Source organism: Rhizobium croatiense, assembly GCF_019793465.1.
Classification (GTDB): Bacteria; Pseudomonadota; Alphaproteobacteria; order Rhizobiales; family Rhizobiaceae; genus Rhizobium; species Rhizobium croatiense.
In genome coordinates this window covers 112766-125648 of the sequence record NZ_JAILYJ010000006.1, presented here as the reverse complement: position 1 = coordinate 125648, position 12883 = coordinate 112766, and the positions used below count along the sequence as shown (strand labels likewise).

14 protein-coding genes are annotated in these 12883 nt (G+C 57.8%); 8 read left to right on the top strand and 6 right to left on the bottom strand.

The features are described 5' to 3' along the window. Position 1 precedes the first annotated feature (1 nt). From K6M89_RS11805 to K6M89_RS11785, 5 genes are all read right to left on the bottom strand, one after another. Positions 2 to 1243 carry a glycosyltransferase gene (locus tag K6M89_RS11805; RefSeq protein ID WP_222139559.1) on the bottom strand — a complete coding sequence of 414 codons (1242 nt, stop codon included), beginning with the start codon at positions 1241 to 1243 and terminating at the stop codon, positions 2 to 4. 99 nt (positions 1244 to 1342) lie between these two features. After that, positions 1343 to 2278, bottom strand: a complete 936-nt coding sequence (locus K6M89_RS11800) for a glycosyltransferase family 2 protein (protein WP_222139558.1) — start codon at positions 2276 to 2278, stop codon at positions 1343 to 1345. A gap of 16 nt (positions 2279 to 2294) precedes the next feature. Continuing rightward, on the bottom strand, positions 2295 to 2807 hold the full coding sequence (locus K6M89_RS11795) for an acyltransferase (protein ID WP_097578258.1): 513 nt from the start codon (positions 2805 to 2807) through the stop codon (positions 2295 to 2297). After that, positions 2807 to 3958 (bottom strand): glycosyltransferase, encoded by a 1152-nt coding sequence (locus K6M89_RS11790; RefSeq protein WP_222139557.1) that lies wholly within the window; start codon positions 3956 to 3958, stop codon positions 2807 to 2809. The genes K6M89_RS11795 and K6M89_RS11790 overlap by 1 nt, the downstream gene beginning before the upstream one ends. A 31-nt stretch (positions 3959 to 3989) precedes the next feature. Next, complete coding sequence (locus K6M89_RS11785) at positions 3990 to 5063, bottom strand: endo-1,4-beta-xylanase (RefSeq protein WP_222139556.1); 1074 nt, start codon at positions 5061 to 5063, stop codon at positions 3990 to 3992. A gap of 192 nt (positions 5064 to 5255) precedes the next feature. Here K6M89_RS11785 and K6M89_RS11780 point away from each other — a divergent pair, with 192 nt between their 5' ends. Continuing rightward, the gene (locus K6M89_RS11780) at positions 5256 to 5705 is read left to right on the top strand and encodes a hypothetical protein (RefSeq protein ID WP_246642411.1); all 450 of its coding nucleotides are present in this window, start codon (positions 5256 to 5258) and stop codon (positions 5703 to 5705) included. Here the strand turns inward: K6M89_RS11780 and K6M89_RS11775 are convergent. Then, the gene (locus K6M89_RS11775) at positions 5694 to 6548 is read right to left on the bottom strand and encodes a DUF6030 family protein (RefSeq protein WP_376744689.1); all 855 of its coding nucleotides are present in this window, start codon (positions 6546 to 6548) and stop codon (positions 5694 to 5696) included. The genes K6M89_RS11780 and K6M89_RS11775 overlap by 12 nt on opposite strands. Before the next feature lie 515 nt (positions 6549 to 7063). Between K6M89_RS11775 and K6M89_RS11770 the strand changes: the two genes are divergently transcribed. The 7 genes from K6M89_RS11770 (at position 7064) to K6M89_RS11740 (ending at position 12706) form a co-directional block, all read left to right on the top strand. Further along, positions 7064 to 7696: a class I SAM-dependent methyltransferase gene (locus tag K6M89_RS11770; RefSeq protein WP_222139555.1), complete on the top strand. Its 633-nt coding sequence runs from the start codon at positions 7064 to 7066 to the stop codon at positions 7694 to 7696. A gap of 227 nt (positions 7697 to 7923) precedes the next feature. Then, positions 7924 to 8349: a helix-turn-helix domain-containing protein gene (locus tag K6M89_RS11765; protein ID WP_097578265.1), complete on the top strand. Its 426-nt coding sequence runs from the start codon at positions 7924 to 7926 to the stop codon at positions 8347 to 8349. A gap of 9 nt (positions 8350 to 8358) precedes the next feature. Further along, positions 8359 to 10200 (top strand): peptide antibiotic resistance protein, encoded by a 1842-nt coding sequence (locus K6M89_RS11760; RefSeq protein ID WP_222139554.1) that lies wholly within the window; start codon positions 8359 to 8361, stop codon positions 10198 to 10200. A gap of 21 nt (positions 10201 to 10221) precedes the next feature. Next, entirely contained in the window at positions 10222 to 10434 is a 213-nt protein-coding gene (locus tag K6M89_RS11755) for a hypothetical protein (protein WP_097578267.1), read from the top strand. Positions 10435 to 10475: 41 nt separating this feature from the next. Further along, positions 10476 to 11651 carry a YcaO-like family protein gene (locus K6M89_RS11750; RefSeq protein ID WP_222139687.1) on the top strand — a complete coding sequence of 392 codons (1176 nt, stop codon included), beginning with the start codon at positions 10476 to 10478 and terminating at the stop codon, positions 11649 to 11651. Further along, on the top strand, positions 11648 to 12355 hold the full coding sequence (locus K6M89_RS11745) for a TfuA-like protein (RefSeq protein WP_222139553.1): 708 nt from the start codon (positions 11648 to 11650) through the stop codon (positions 12353 to 12355). Before K6M89_RS11750 ends, K6M89_RS11745 begins: the two co-directional genes overlap by 4 nt. A gap of 102 nt (positions 12356 to 12457) precedes the next feature. Further along, entirely contained in the window at positions 12458 to 12706 is a 249-nt protein-coding gene (locus K6M89_RS11740; RefSeq protein ID WP_222139552.1) for a hypothetical protein, read from the top strand. Positions 12707 to 12883: the final 177 nt, after the last annotated feature.

Here is a 12883-nt window from a genome sequence, read left to right as displayed (position 1 = left end):
GTCAGATCCCTTTTGTTTGAAGCTGCTGGAGTGATTGCTTCAGCGAACGAGCTTGACTCCGTTCATTGTAGCCCTGTTCGATGATCATCCGTCCTTGCGATCCCATCGTGCCTACGAGGTCGGGGCTACTGGCCAATTCCTCCATCGCACTTGATAGAGCAGGAACATCTTTTTCGTCGACCAGACGTCCGGAGTTCCCATCGACCACCAATTCCGGGATCCCGCTGTGACGTGTGCTTACGACCGGAAGTCCCATCGCCATGGCTTCCATGATCGAGACCGGGATGCCCTCCATGTCTCCGTCCGCGGCGGTTACGCTGGGGAGCACAAAGATATGTGCCTCGTCCAGCAAGCGTTTGATCTCCTGATGCGGCAGGCCTCCATGGAACTGAATTCTGTCCGAGTGCCCCGAAGCTTCTGCAAGGCTTCGCATTTCGTCAAACAGTGGACCGTTGCCAACGATATCGAGGGACAGATCGAGATCCGGGCGACGGGAAACAAGCTGAGAAAACGCTTGGATGGTAAAGCGATGCCCCTTCTTCTCCGTCATTCGTCCAATCGTGATGAAACGCGTGCGTTGACCGGCGGGAATGGTCCTCAGCCTATAATCGAAAGCGTCGCAATCGACCCCCAAGCGTATCGTCGTTATTTTTTCAGCGGGCGCACCAAGATCGATCAGACGCCGGCGCCAGAGATCGCTGATCGGAAGAAGCAAATCCGCCTGCTCAAAGAGCTCGCGGTAAATGTCCGGGCGACCATCCGTATATTGGGTGATATCGTAGCCGTGGAAGACAGTCGTCATCGGAACTTTTATAAGCCCGAGTTTTTTCAAATGCGCGACAACGCGTCCAGCCGGACCAAAGTGACAATGAATGACATTCGAAGGAGAGCTGCCGGGCTGCAGACTGGCTGCTAGGCGCAATTTCTGAGAGATCGGCAACCTTATATCGCTGTCGCGCATCGTGGCGAGGCGCCAGAGGGTGCGGAAATCTGCGCGGGCGAGAAGCCGGATCGCTCCTCGAACTAACGCGGCGATACGGGAGAGGCGACGCTTATCCGCCTGCACATACCGAATGCGATCAGAAAATCCGTACTGTTCCGGCAGGCTCGATACATTGCTGGCGGGTCGGCGCAACGCGACGACATCAATATCGACGGCGAGGTTTTTGAGACCCCGCATTTCGTTGTAAACGAACGTCTGCGTCAACTCGGGAAAGTTGAGAGAAAAATAGGTAACGTTCAACAGCAGGCCCTCGTCTGACGGCGAATGGTCTATTTGCGTTTCAGGTTCATATATCGAGGCAAGTATCGCCGTGATCTCGCGATACCGCGTCAGCCTGGATTATCCGAGATATTCGATGTCAAGCTCCTTGGGCAGGCCGGCGGTTTCAGCACTCGAAATGCCCGTTTTGCGGCACCAGCGAATATAAAGCCGCAAAGGTTCACGAAACAGATCGATGTTCGTGGCTTGCCCAACGAGCCGTTTTGCCAGCGTAATGGGAAGGTGAAGAAACGCCCACGAAACGCCCTTGCGGATAAAATACTGCGTTCTCGGCTCCGGCTGTATTTCTGTTCCATACAGGCGGTTGAGGTAAACGGCAGACCGGCCGTAGCGAGAGAATTGCTCGTTTAATCCGGCCAGCGTCGTGCGGTGTCGATGAAGAACCCTTGCTTCATCACAGTAGCGAAGCTCGAAGTCGGTGCTCTTCTGCACCCGCCAGCACATATCGGCATCGCCGCCTGTCTTAAGGCGCGAGCGAAACAGGCCGGCTTTCTGGAAAGCCTCGCGACGGTAGGCGACGTTTGCCGTTTGAAAAAATGGGAGATATGGATTTTTAAGGCTGTGTTCCTGAGACAGCACGTTGGCTTCGGAGCTGAATCTTTCGACCAGAGAATCGCCGTGGCTTGCTAGAATTGCACCACCAACGATCCCGATATCCGGCTTGTCAAAGGCTTCCAGCATTCGTGCGGCCCACTCAGGTTCGGGAACGCAGTCCGAGTCAGTGAATAGGAGAATGTTGCCGCTTGCAGCTCGAATCCCGGCGTTGCGAGCGGCGTAAGAACTCTGGATATTGTTTTCGTCGACGCACCTGACACTTATAGGTAGTTTCTTGGCGTATTCGTTGACGAAGCCTTTGGTGTTGTCTTTGCTATTATTGTTGACGATTATGTATTCAACTTGATCGACATCAAGCGTCTGCTTCGAAAATGCATCCAGGATGATCGATATATCGTTTTCGTTATTGTATGCAGGCACAATAACACTTAATAGAATCATATCTATTTCCCCACCATCAGAATGGTTGTCTGGATTCCGAAAACTCGGATGTCTGAACCGAACCATCGCGCTCGTCATTCGTAGCCATGCGGCCGTAACGCGAAATGATCTTGATGTCGCTGCGGATTATCTTTGCCGGGTTGCCGGCGACGAGCGAGCGCGGCGGCACGCTCTTGGTTACCACCGAGCCCGAGCCGATGACGCATTCGTCGCCGATTTCGATGCCGGGCAAAATGATGCTGCGAGCGCCGATGAAGCAGCGTTTGCCGATCCTCGTGTGCAGATAAAGACCGCGCGTGAGGTCGTGGGTCAGGATCGCGGCCTCAAAGGCGACATAGGTTTCCGCGCCGATATGCAATCCTTTCGGGTTGGTCTTATCGAACCGCACGCTCAGGGAAAAGCTTGCCGTCGGATCGATGTCCATGCCCCAGAATTTCGTATAATAGAGCCACTTGGCCCTGACGATTCCGTTCCGCAGCGGCCGAAATACGTTCAGTCCCCACTTCGGCTTCTTTCCTGTCTGCACCATCAAGTCCGACCCCGGCTGGAAAATTCGTCTAGCACGGAACTGTAATAGTCCTCGAGCATCCCCGTTTGGCGACGTATGTCGAAGCGCTCGGCCACCAGAAGCGGTGCCCGCGCGCTGAAGGCTGTCCACAGGGCCTGGTCGTTGAGCAGCCTTCCGACCGCTTCCGCCATTCCCGCGACATCCCGCTCCTCCACGAGATAGCCAGTTTTCCCCTCCTCGATCGCTTCGCCCACGCCTCCCGAGCGAAAGGCGACGACCGGAGTACCGACGGCCTCGGCCTCGAGATTGGCGAGGCCGAACGCTTCTGCGTGACCATTGTCGAGGGTCACGCTGCCGTGGAGATAAAGCTCTGCACTGGCCAGCAGATCCCTTATCTCAGTCTGCGACAGATTTTCATGGATCGTGACGCTTGGCAAGGAACGACGCGCCAGCGCCTCGATTTCCTCTTTCAGCGGTCCCTGACCCACCATGACGAATTCGACCGGCGTCCCGGTCGCCGCCACGCGCGATAGCGCGTCGATCATGAAGCGGTGGCCCTTATAGTCGACGAAACGGGCGATGGAAACCACCAGCCCCTTTTTTCGGGGACGAGGCTCCATTTTGAAGAGATCGAGATCGATGCCGATGTGGTGGCGATAGACGCGGTCGGCACGGAAGCCGAGCGCCAGCAGCCGATCGCGGATGAAATCGGAAACGGCAATGTTCCAGCTGTTCCAGCCGGCCATCTCGCTGCGGCCCTTGGCGAAGAAGCGCACCTGATTGAAGCCGCCCGGTTTTTTCGGATCGCCGCGATAGGTGGCGTCGAAGCCGTGAAACGTCGTCACGAGCGGCTTGCCGGCGGCCCGCGCTAAGGGACCGATGACATAGCCGTTCTTGCCGAAGTGCGCGTGAACGAGGTCGGCCTGGCCGATCGCGGGAAAGAGGAAAGGCAGGCCGATCTGCGGAATTTTCAACAGAAGTTCACCGGCCCGCGCGATCGGCGACCGACGGATGTCGTGAACCGGAACAGTGGATTTTCTGGTGTGGGCCGAGGAAATTCGCGTGCCGGCAAGAATTTCAGCCTCGAACGAACGAAACGCTACCGCCTGATTGAGAACAAATGCCTGGCTGGCAGGCAGAAATTTTTCCACATAAATAACTGCCTTTTTCATGAATCTGTCGATGTCTCCGTTGTCTTGCGCATCACATCGCCTCTATTGCCTGCCTGATGCCATCAGCTGAACTGCGCGGCGCGTTGTTTTCATCGTAAAGATTAATGCGCTTCGTGCAGGCCCCATCGGCATCGGTCCCCGTTTCATCGGGCTCGCCGTATTTTTCCGACATGCCCCATACGGTGACGCCTTGCAAGTCGCCGCGTTCGGCCGCCACGGTGATCACGTCGCGGAAAATATCGGCGTAGGCGGCCTGCGTGAAGCGTTGGTCGTGCTTCAGGAAGTGGCAGGACGCATCGAGTTCGGTGATATAGACACCAATACCCATATCCTTCAGAGCCGCGCAGAATCGCCCCATTCCCTCTGGATCTATCCGGTCGAGGCCCGGGCGGAAATGCGCCTGCAGCCCCACCGCGTTGATCGGCGTCTTCCTGGTGACGAGATCCTCGACGATTTTGAGAATGTGCACGCGCTTTTGTTCGAAGATGGCGGATTTTTTCTCAAGATGCGTTTCGTTGAGAACCAGCGTCGCACCCGGATCGGCCTCATGCGCCATATCGAAGCTCATGCGAATATAATCGTCGCCGAGAAGGCGTCGGAAAACACAATTCCGCAGGTCGGGCGCATCATATTCCAACGGCTCGTTCACCACATCCCAGGCATCGATCGACCCCTTATAGCGAGCGACAACCTGTTTTATATGACGGTTCATGACCGTCCGAAGCGCTTGCGCGTCGGTGATCTCCGACACCCAGTCCGGGACGCGATACCAGATCAGCGTATGCCCATAAACCCTCATGTTGTTATTTCGCGCGAATGCAACCACCCTGTCGGCGCCCGCGAAGGAGAAGATGCCGGGGCTCTTTTCCGTCGCTTTCCACTTCAATTCGTTGCGCGGCGTTATCGAATTGACGTTCTCGACATAGAGTTCGCAGGCGCCCGGATCGCCGATATTTTGCAGGTCGATTGCCGATCCGAACCGGAACGATTTGCTGTCGGCAAGCGCGCGCAGCCCGGCTTTCGCCGGCACCGTGGCCAGGACCGCGCCCGCCTGGACACAAGACAGCGCGAGCGGAAGCGAAGCGAGGAACCCTCTTCTGTTCATTCGATCCCTCACTGTGGGCTTTTCTCATGTCCGCGACCGAACTTGCGGCAGCCGGGTCGGCTTGCGGCGGTTCCGTCCCGAGTTGCGTTTGCTTTGGCGGAGTAATGCAACCTCAAATATACTTTCCCAGGAGCGAATACTGTTAGTATCCGCTAGACTTTTCAGCCTGTGCCAAGATATAGATCTTCCCGGATGGCGCTCGTGATGGAAGATTGGTTCAGCGACGTGATGAGCGTTTTTCATATGGCATTTCAAAATGCCGTTTTTTTTATGGCGACCCTTCGAAACGCTCTCGCTGTTCTCGATGACCTTTGGTTCGCAGCCGTCGTTTGCGGGGTCTTCGCCGTGTTCGTGATCCTCCTTGCAGCGCTCGTGGGGATGTCCCGGCAGCTGGGTCGATCGGCGGATGCCATTCGCCTGCTGAACGACGACCTTGCCCAGGTCACGCAGGATCTGCAGGTCGAGCGTGTCTGGCGCCTGGCCGGCGGTGACGGCAGCGAACGACCGAGCGGGGACAGTTTGAAAGAGCTGTACAAAATTCTGGCCCGGCATCACGACGATAGCAAGTCGCACGGCCTGACAGGCCGCGTGCGGCCTCGACCAGCGTCCGCCGCCGCTCATTCCGCGATTTTATTGCCCTGATGCCGGCGCCGGTTGCGCGGGGTTGGTCTCAGCCGTCGGCTCCGGCGATGGAAGCCAGGTTCTGTCGGAAAAGTAATTTCTTGTTCTCTTTTGAGGTCCCGAGGCCGCATCCAGGGAGAGCGTAAAATTGTAACGGTCGGGATTGAGCACTTCGCGGCTGAAGGTGATGCTGGCGCCGAAGCCGTCTTCCTTGATGTCCCTCAGATTCTTGATTGCGTTCAGCGCTTCATGAAAATCCAGCCATTGCGGTTGGCTCAGCATGACCTCGAAAATCCGCAGGATGTTCGGGTCGAGCTGGCCGTTCTGGTCGGTCTCTGGATTGACGATCTTCACGCGCATGTTGTTGATCGTGCCGGCGGCGTCGCCGCGAACGATGACGAAGATGGAAGTGGGAAGTTGATCCTTTTCACGTTTGCCGCTGTGTTCGAAAAAGCATTCGAAGGTATTGGCGTTGAAGCTCGCTGCCGCCCAATCGCTGGTTTGGATGCCGGCGTCGCGCAGGGCCGCGCACATTGCCGCTCCTGAGATGCGCCACGTCCGGAGAAAGGTTGATGCGGTCTGCGCCATAGGTGGTTCGATGGCATGTAAAGGCAGCGTGACGGAGGCCGGAGGCGCCGGGCGGGGAAGCGCCTTCGGTGGCGGCGGCTTGACCTCATATGAAAAGAGATCGAAGCCGAAATAGCGATCGATCGTCCTCAAATGCTTCATGTCGTTGGAAAGAAGCACAGTTCCGGTGATGAGCGACAGGGAAATCGTCAGCAGCAACCAGAAGACCACGGGAATCCGCGGTTTTCCCACTGGCTGTTTCGCATATGCGGGCGACGGATTCTCGGGCAAGCTCATCTTCTCCGATACGCGAGAAGGGTTTCGGTCGGGCTGTCTTGATCCAGCAGTATACATCCATCCGTTAAATATCTTTGGCTTGCTGTTCGGCATTCTGCCCCGTTGGGCGTGTCATCGGCAAGAAGCGCGCGCTCATATTTGGGCAGAAGCGTTTTGAGTTCCCCGACTTTGATACTCTCCAAGGCACCGACACTGCGGCAGTGGCGAAGGATCGCGGATGATCCGCGGCCGTGACTGGCAAGCGGGTCACCGCAGTCCGGTTGCTTCTCGGCCCCTGCAGTTTGTCCTTGTTGTTATAGGTGGCATTTTAGAGTCACCGGATCCGATTCAATCTCAGCGCGTGCAGCCACCTGTTGATCCTGCTGACCTTTGTTTTAACTTCGCGCGGAGGTTAAATTTTTTATTGCAAAACTAAAGGTTATATTCTTAGCCGACATCCCGTTGTACGGGGTTTTACCTAATTTTCGACGTATTTTTCTATAGGTTCGGCCGCGAACTTGCAGAAAGGAGAGGATATGTCCGTCGAACTGGACGCGACCACCTATATCCACGCCAAAACGGCAACCGCGCATTCCTACATCCTGCCAGCTGTGCTTGGGGTGCTGGAGGGCCATTTTGCCGGCTCGGCGAAGGCTGATGTCTTCGATCTGGGATGCGGCACGGGCGGGGCGGCCGCAGCTCTTGCGAAAGAGGGATATTGCGTCGTCGGCGTCGATCCTTCAAGCGATGGCATCGCCAAAGCCAATGTCAAATACCCCGGGCTGCCGTTGAAGGTCGGTTCGGCCTATGACGAGCTTTCCGGGGAATACGGCACCTTCGACGCTGTGGTCAGCCTGGAGGTGGTCGAGCATGTCTATGATCCCAAGGCCTTCACATCGACGATGTATGATCTGGTCAAACCTGGCGGCATCGCCGTGGTATCGACGCCCTATCATGGTTATCTGAAGAATGTCGCCCTGGCAGCGCTTGGGAAAATGGATGATCACTTCATGCCGCTGAAAGATCATGGACATATCAAGTTCTGGTCGAGAAACACGCTGAGCACGCTGCTGCTTGATGCCGGTTTCCACAGTATTCGTTTCGAATATGTCGGAAGGATACCTGCTCTTGCCAAGTCGATGATCGCCGTGGCTGAAAAGCCTCTTTAGGAAGACAGGGCGGCAGGCAGATTTTGACGGTCCGCCTCCGCTCTGACTTGCGCGATAATGTACTCCTTATATAGCTGTCATGGTGCGCGCCTGCGGTAATCCACAGGTTGTTTGTACTGTGCGCGGCGCTGAAAAAAATCCTTACAAAATATTTACTTTTAGTTGCATTCTTGCGCAAATTCTCCATTATACAACGGGCGTGCTGATAAAGCGGGAGACTTATTTTCATGAAGGCTAAATCGCCGAATTCCATCGACGTCTATGTTGGCAACCGCGTGAGAGTTCGGCGAAAGACGCTCGGAATGACCCAGCATGGTTTGGCTGAACTTCTGGGCATTACCTTTCAGCAAATTCAGAAATACGAAAAAGGAACGAATCGCATCGGCGCCAGCCGTCTTCAGCGCATTTCCGAAATCCTTCGCGTGCCCGTCGGCTTTTTCTTCGAGAACGGCGGTGCCGGACCGATCGAAGGTGAGACGAGCGAGTTGAACAAATTCCTGTCGTCGAAGGAAGGACTGGCGCTCAACAAGGCGTTTATCGCCATCGAGGATCCGAATATCAGGCAAAAACTGGTGGCATTGGCCAAAAGCCTGGCCGTTACGGGCTTGCCCGATATCGACGGCGAGCTGCAGGATCCGGTGGCGCACAACTGAGGATGGATCGTGCTTCATCTGCAGACATTTGGCGATCTGCGGTTGACCGAGACGAATGGCGAGCTGGTTCGCTATCCGATCAAAGGTCTGTTGATGATGGCCCATATCTATGCCGGGGCGAGCCCTGAGCTCAGCCGCTATGAACTGGCACAGTTTCTATGGAGCGACGTCGAGCCGGAGTTGGCGCGGCTCAATCTGCGCAAAATGCTGTCTCGCATCCGCGAGATGGACGGCGGACGCGCTGAAATAGCCTTCGATTTCACCGCCACGACGGTTCGCCTCAACATGCAGGCAGTTTCCAGCGATCTGGATGTCTTTCGGGCCGGCGGTGCGCCGCTGGATCGGCTGCAGGCGATCGCCGAATTGGCCCAGCGCGGTTTCATCGGAAATATCAAGCCGGCGACAAGGCCGATAGATGCTTGGATCAGGGCGCAGCGGGACGCCCAGGCGCTGCAATTGCGTCAGGCATTGCTGGAGGCGCTGCCCGAAGTGCAGAAGCCCGGCGCGGCGCGCATCATTTCGAGCGCCGCCCTGCAAATCCTCGAGCGGGATCCGAATGACGAGCAGGTGAGGGCGCTGCTGCACCAGATATCCCGCGGCTCATCGTTTTCCCGATTGGCAAATGGCGACAGCCATCCAAGGGTCGAGGGGACGCGCTCCGAGCCTGGCAGCCAGCCGACCGACATCGAAAGCATATCGGCGCCGCCGCTGATCCTGCCTCGTCTGGTGTTGCTTCCCCCGACAGCCAAGCATGCCGATGCCGGACTTGCCCTTGCCAACGCCCTGATCGAAGACGTCACCATAGAACTGTGCGCGCTTCGAAACATTTCCATCGTCGCGCCGCATACGGCCGGCCAGATCCGCCGTGACTCCGAGAAGGCGGCTGTGGTCGCCCGGCACTCGATCGCCTATCTTCTGGACACCCGATTTTCCGAAGAGGGGTTGTTTGCGCAGCTGATCTACTTTCCCACGGACGAGATCATCTGGGCCAACCGCTTTGCGATGAACCCCGATATATTGCCGCGCCAAAGGCGGGTGATTGCCCAGCAACTGACTGTGTCAGTGGCGCGTGAGTTGGCTGAGAACGAGGAGGAGCGGTTACGTTTCGAAGCCAATCCTGGGGCCTATCACGCTTATCTCGTCGGCTCGAGCTTGATGAGCAAGCTGACCTTGCCGCATATCCGCCGGGCACGGAAGGCGTTCAAGCAGTCGCTGTCGCATAAAGCGGATTTCTCCGCCTCATTTACCGGACTGGCGAGAACCTTCACCAGTGAATGGCTCGTAACTGCGCAGGGAAACAACGAGCTGCTGCATCTGGCAGAGCAGAATGCGCTTCGCGCAATCGAGCGGGATCCGGCGTCGGCGGCGGGTCATCGCGAGCTTGGCGTCACCAAACTCTATCTCGGCGATGTCGATGCCAGTGTCGCCTCACTTCATCTGGCGGAGGAGCTCAGCCCGCATTTTGCCGATGTCATCTACAGCCATGCCGACACGCTCGTGCATGCATCCCGCCCCGGTGACGCGCTCGCCAAGATCAGAAAAGCGATTTCGCTCAATCCGCTCGCGCCTGACGCATATCTCTGGTGTGCTGCGGGAGCGAGCTTCTTTCTGGAACAGTATGAGGAGGCCATCGCCTACGTCGAGGCGATGAAAGACAAAGCGCCGGCCCATCGCATCGCCGCGGCCAGTTGCGCAATGATCGGCGATCGAAAGCGGGCGCTCTTCCATCGGCAGCGTGCTGAAAGCATCAACCCGGTTTTCGACGTCGAGAAGTGGCTCGCCATCGTTCCGTTCAAGGAGCATTGGCAAAAAGAGCTGTATCGGGAGGGCCTGTTGAAGGCCGGTTTTTAACAATAACTTAGGGGCATTTACATGGCGAAAGTTGTCATTATAGGAATACCGGGCGAGACTGGTCTTTGGATCGCCGATCTCGACGCGGGCACGGTTACGCCGCTCAACCCGACGGGGGATTTGGCGACAGCGAGCAGCCTGCGCAAAGCCGGCGGCATATTCGTGAAGGGCGTCGACTTGGCCGTCGCCGTTTCGTCGGCGCAGGCCGCTCTTTCCGGCCACGTCGACGGCTGAGCCGGCATCTGACGAACCAGTCGACATATTCCGACAGGATTATATCGCCGCGGGAAACTCTTTCCCGCGTCGAGCCCTTGTTGGCCAGATTCGGGGTTACCAGGGTGGCGCGACATACCGGGCTCGACGACATCGGAATCCCCGTCTGGTGCGCATATACCCCGAATTCTAGATCAATCGTGATTGCTCAGGGGAAAGGCCTGACCGATGTCGATGCCAAGGTGTCCACGGTCATGGAAGCCCTGGAACGGGCCGTTGCCGGCGAACCGTTCGTCGATCAGCTCCGCAGCAGCGCGTCCGGCCTGCGGGCGATGGGGCACAAGATCGACGCGCTGGACTGCCTGATCGCCATCCATAAACCCGACCTCGGGCCGGACGAGGAGACGGATTGGGTGACCGGCATCGATATGCTCACCGGCGGGAAGATTTATATCCCCTTTGAAGCGGTGGTGCTCGACCGTACGCGGGATGCCCGATACTGGATGTCATCCGACGGCCTGGCCTCGGGAAACAACCTCGAGGAAGCGATTTTTCAAGGTGTGCTCGAGCGGATCGAGCGGGACGCGCATGTGCTGTGGCAAGTCAGCGCGGAAGCGGATCGTTATGCCGGCTGCGTCGATCCCCGCGGTTTCCAGGATGGCGCCTTGGACGGGTTGATCGACAAGATCGAAGCGTCGGGATTGGCGCTCAGGCTCTTCGATATCACCAGCGACATCGCCATTCCTTGCTTCACCGCCATGCTGGGCCCCGGGGATTGCGTTCCGGACCCGCGGCATCGCCACGGCGGCAGGGACATCCGCCTTGTCGAGGTGACCGGCGGCACGGGGGCCCATCCGTCTCCCGTGCGCGCGGCTATTCGGGCGGTAACGGAAGCCGTGCAATCGCGGCTCACATATATCAGCGGAGCCAGGGACGATATTTCTCCGGCCACGTTTTCAAGATCCTTGCCGCCGCTGATGCGACGAGCCTTCGACGCAGTCCCCGCATCGCCGGGCTCAGCACCGGAAAATTGGTCACGTGATCTGGCACAGATGCTGCAGCATGTGCTGGAGGCTTTGCGAATAAAAGGGATCGGCTCGGTCATCGCAGTGCGCCTCAGCGAGGACACGCTTCCCTTCAGCGTCGCCAAGGTCGTTATTCCCGCGCTCGAAAATCCGGAAGGGGAGCGTGCTCGGCGGTTGGGAACAAGGGCGCTGGCGAGGGCGATTGGCTTTTGAAGATTATTTTCGCAGGTCCCAGTCTTCCCGACGCAGCCGCACTTGCCGGCGAGGCGATACGCGTCCAGCCGCCTGCGACGCAGGGGGATGTTCTGGCTGTGGCGGAACAGGGTGCCAATGTCATCGGCCTGATCGACGGCGGCTTCGAATATGCCGCGCCGGTCTGGCATAAGGAAATTCTCCGCGCTCTCTCGCTTGGCGTGACGGTGCTGGGGGCGGCAAGCATGGGCGCGCTGCGGGCTGCAGAATGCCATCCGTTCGGCATGATCGGGATCGGCCGCATTTTCGAAGACTACCGCTCGGGCCGGCTGGTCGATGATGCTGCCGTCGCGCTCGTGCACGCGCCGAGCGCGCTCGGCAGCAAACCGTTGACGGTGCCGTTGGTCAATGTCAGCGCCACGCTCGATGCCATGGAAAGACGTGAATTGCTTCCAGGAGGCGTGCGCCGGGAGCTTGAAGATGCCGCCAGCGCGATCTTTTTCAAGAGGCGGACGTGGCGGGCGATCGTCGAGCAATGCGCGAGCATAGCTGCGCCGGATCGTCCGAAACTATTTTCGGCCCTGGTCGCGCATTCCGTCGATCAAAAACGCCTCGATGCGCTGGAGTTATTGAAAGCCGTGCAGGCAGCCGCAGACATCCGCGTGAATGCCGATTTGCCGTGGGAATTGCACGAGACTGCATTTCCTACACGGCCCGCATTGTGAAACGAATGCGGCAATCGTCACCGGGAGTTGTGTCACGCTTTTTTCACGGGCTTGGCCACGCCAGCCCGCGTATTGTTCCTTCAATTCGTTGGAGAAATGGGCATGGGCGTGACATCGGCTGCTAACATAAATGCTGACCTCAGGGCGGAAGAGGCTCTGGACGAACTGGTCGCACTGGCGCGAATGATCGCCTATGCGCGACAGGTCGCTCAGGATGTCAAACTGCCGTTCGCGACGAATTGCCTCGATCTTGCCCTTGAGGCGGTGAAGCAGGAAGTCGGGGAGGGGCTGACCAGGGATCTGGCTGAATTGAGCTCCCCGGTTCCGCAAGTGAGCGTAAAGAGACATTAGTCAGGCTTTCGGAGCTCCCGAAGGACGCGGTCGACGACCGACCACCGCAGCCGAAGTTCCGCAATCCGCAGGGTATTGCCTCATCTCCGAGCAAGGCTCCGGCCTTCTCTTCCGGGTAGAGGGGTGTCGCGTGAAATTCAGTTGCTTTGCGCGAGGCGGGAAAAATGACGCCTTCAC

Bases quoted from the DNA above. Each gene is read 5' to 3' on its own strand.
- K6M89_RS11800 (WP_222139558.1), bottom strand. From the start codon at position 2,278: ATGATTCTATTAAGTGTTATTGTGCCTGCATACAATAACGAAAACGAT.
- K6M89_RS11795 (WP_097578258.1), bottom strand. From the start codon at position 2,807: ATGGTGCAGACAGGAAAGAAGCCGAAGTGGGGACTGAACGTATTTCGG.
- K6M89_RS11790 (WP_222139557.1), bottom strand. From the start codon at position 3,958: ATGAAAAAGGCAGTTATTTATGTGGAAAAATTTCTGCCTGCCAGCCAG.
- K6M89_RS11785 (WP_222139556.1), bottom strand. From the start codon at position 5,063: ATGAACAGAAGAGGGTTCCTCGCTTCGCTTCCGCTCGCGCTGTCTTGT.
- K6M89_RS11780 (WP_246642411.1), top strand. From the start codon at position 5,256: ATGGCGCTCGTGATGGAAGATTGGTTCAGCGACGTGATGAGCGTTTTT.
- K6M89_RS11775 (WP_376744689.1), bottom strand. From the start codon at position 6,548: ATGAGCTTGCCCGAGAATCCGTCGCCCGCATATGCGAAACAGCCAGTG.
- K6M89_RS11770 (WP_222139555.1), top strand. From the start codon at position 7,064: ATGTCCGTCGAACTGGACGCGACCACCTATATCCACGCCAAAACGGCA.
- K6M89_RS11765 (WP_097578265.1), top strand. From the start codon at position 7,924: ATGAAGGCTAAATCGCCGAATTCCATCGACGTCTATGTTGGCAACCGC.
- K6M89_RS11755 (WP_097578267.1), top strand. From the start codon at position 10,222: ATGGCGAAAGTTGTCATTATAGGAATACCGGGCGAGACTGGTCTTTGG.
- K6M89_RS11740 (WP_222139552.1), top strand. From the start codon at position 12,458: ATGGGCGTGACATCGGCTGCTAACATAAATGCTGACCTCAGGGCGGAA.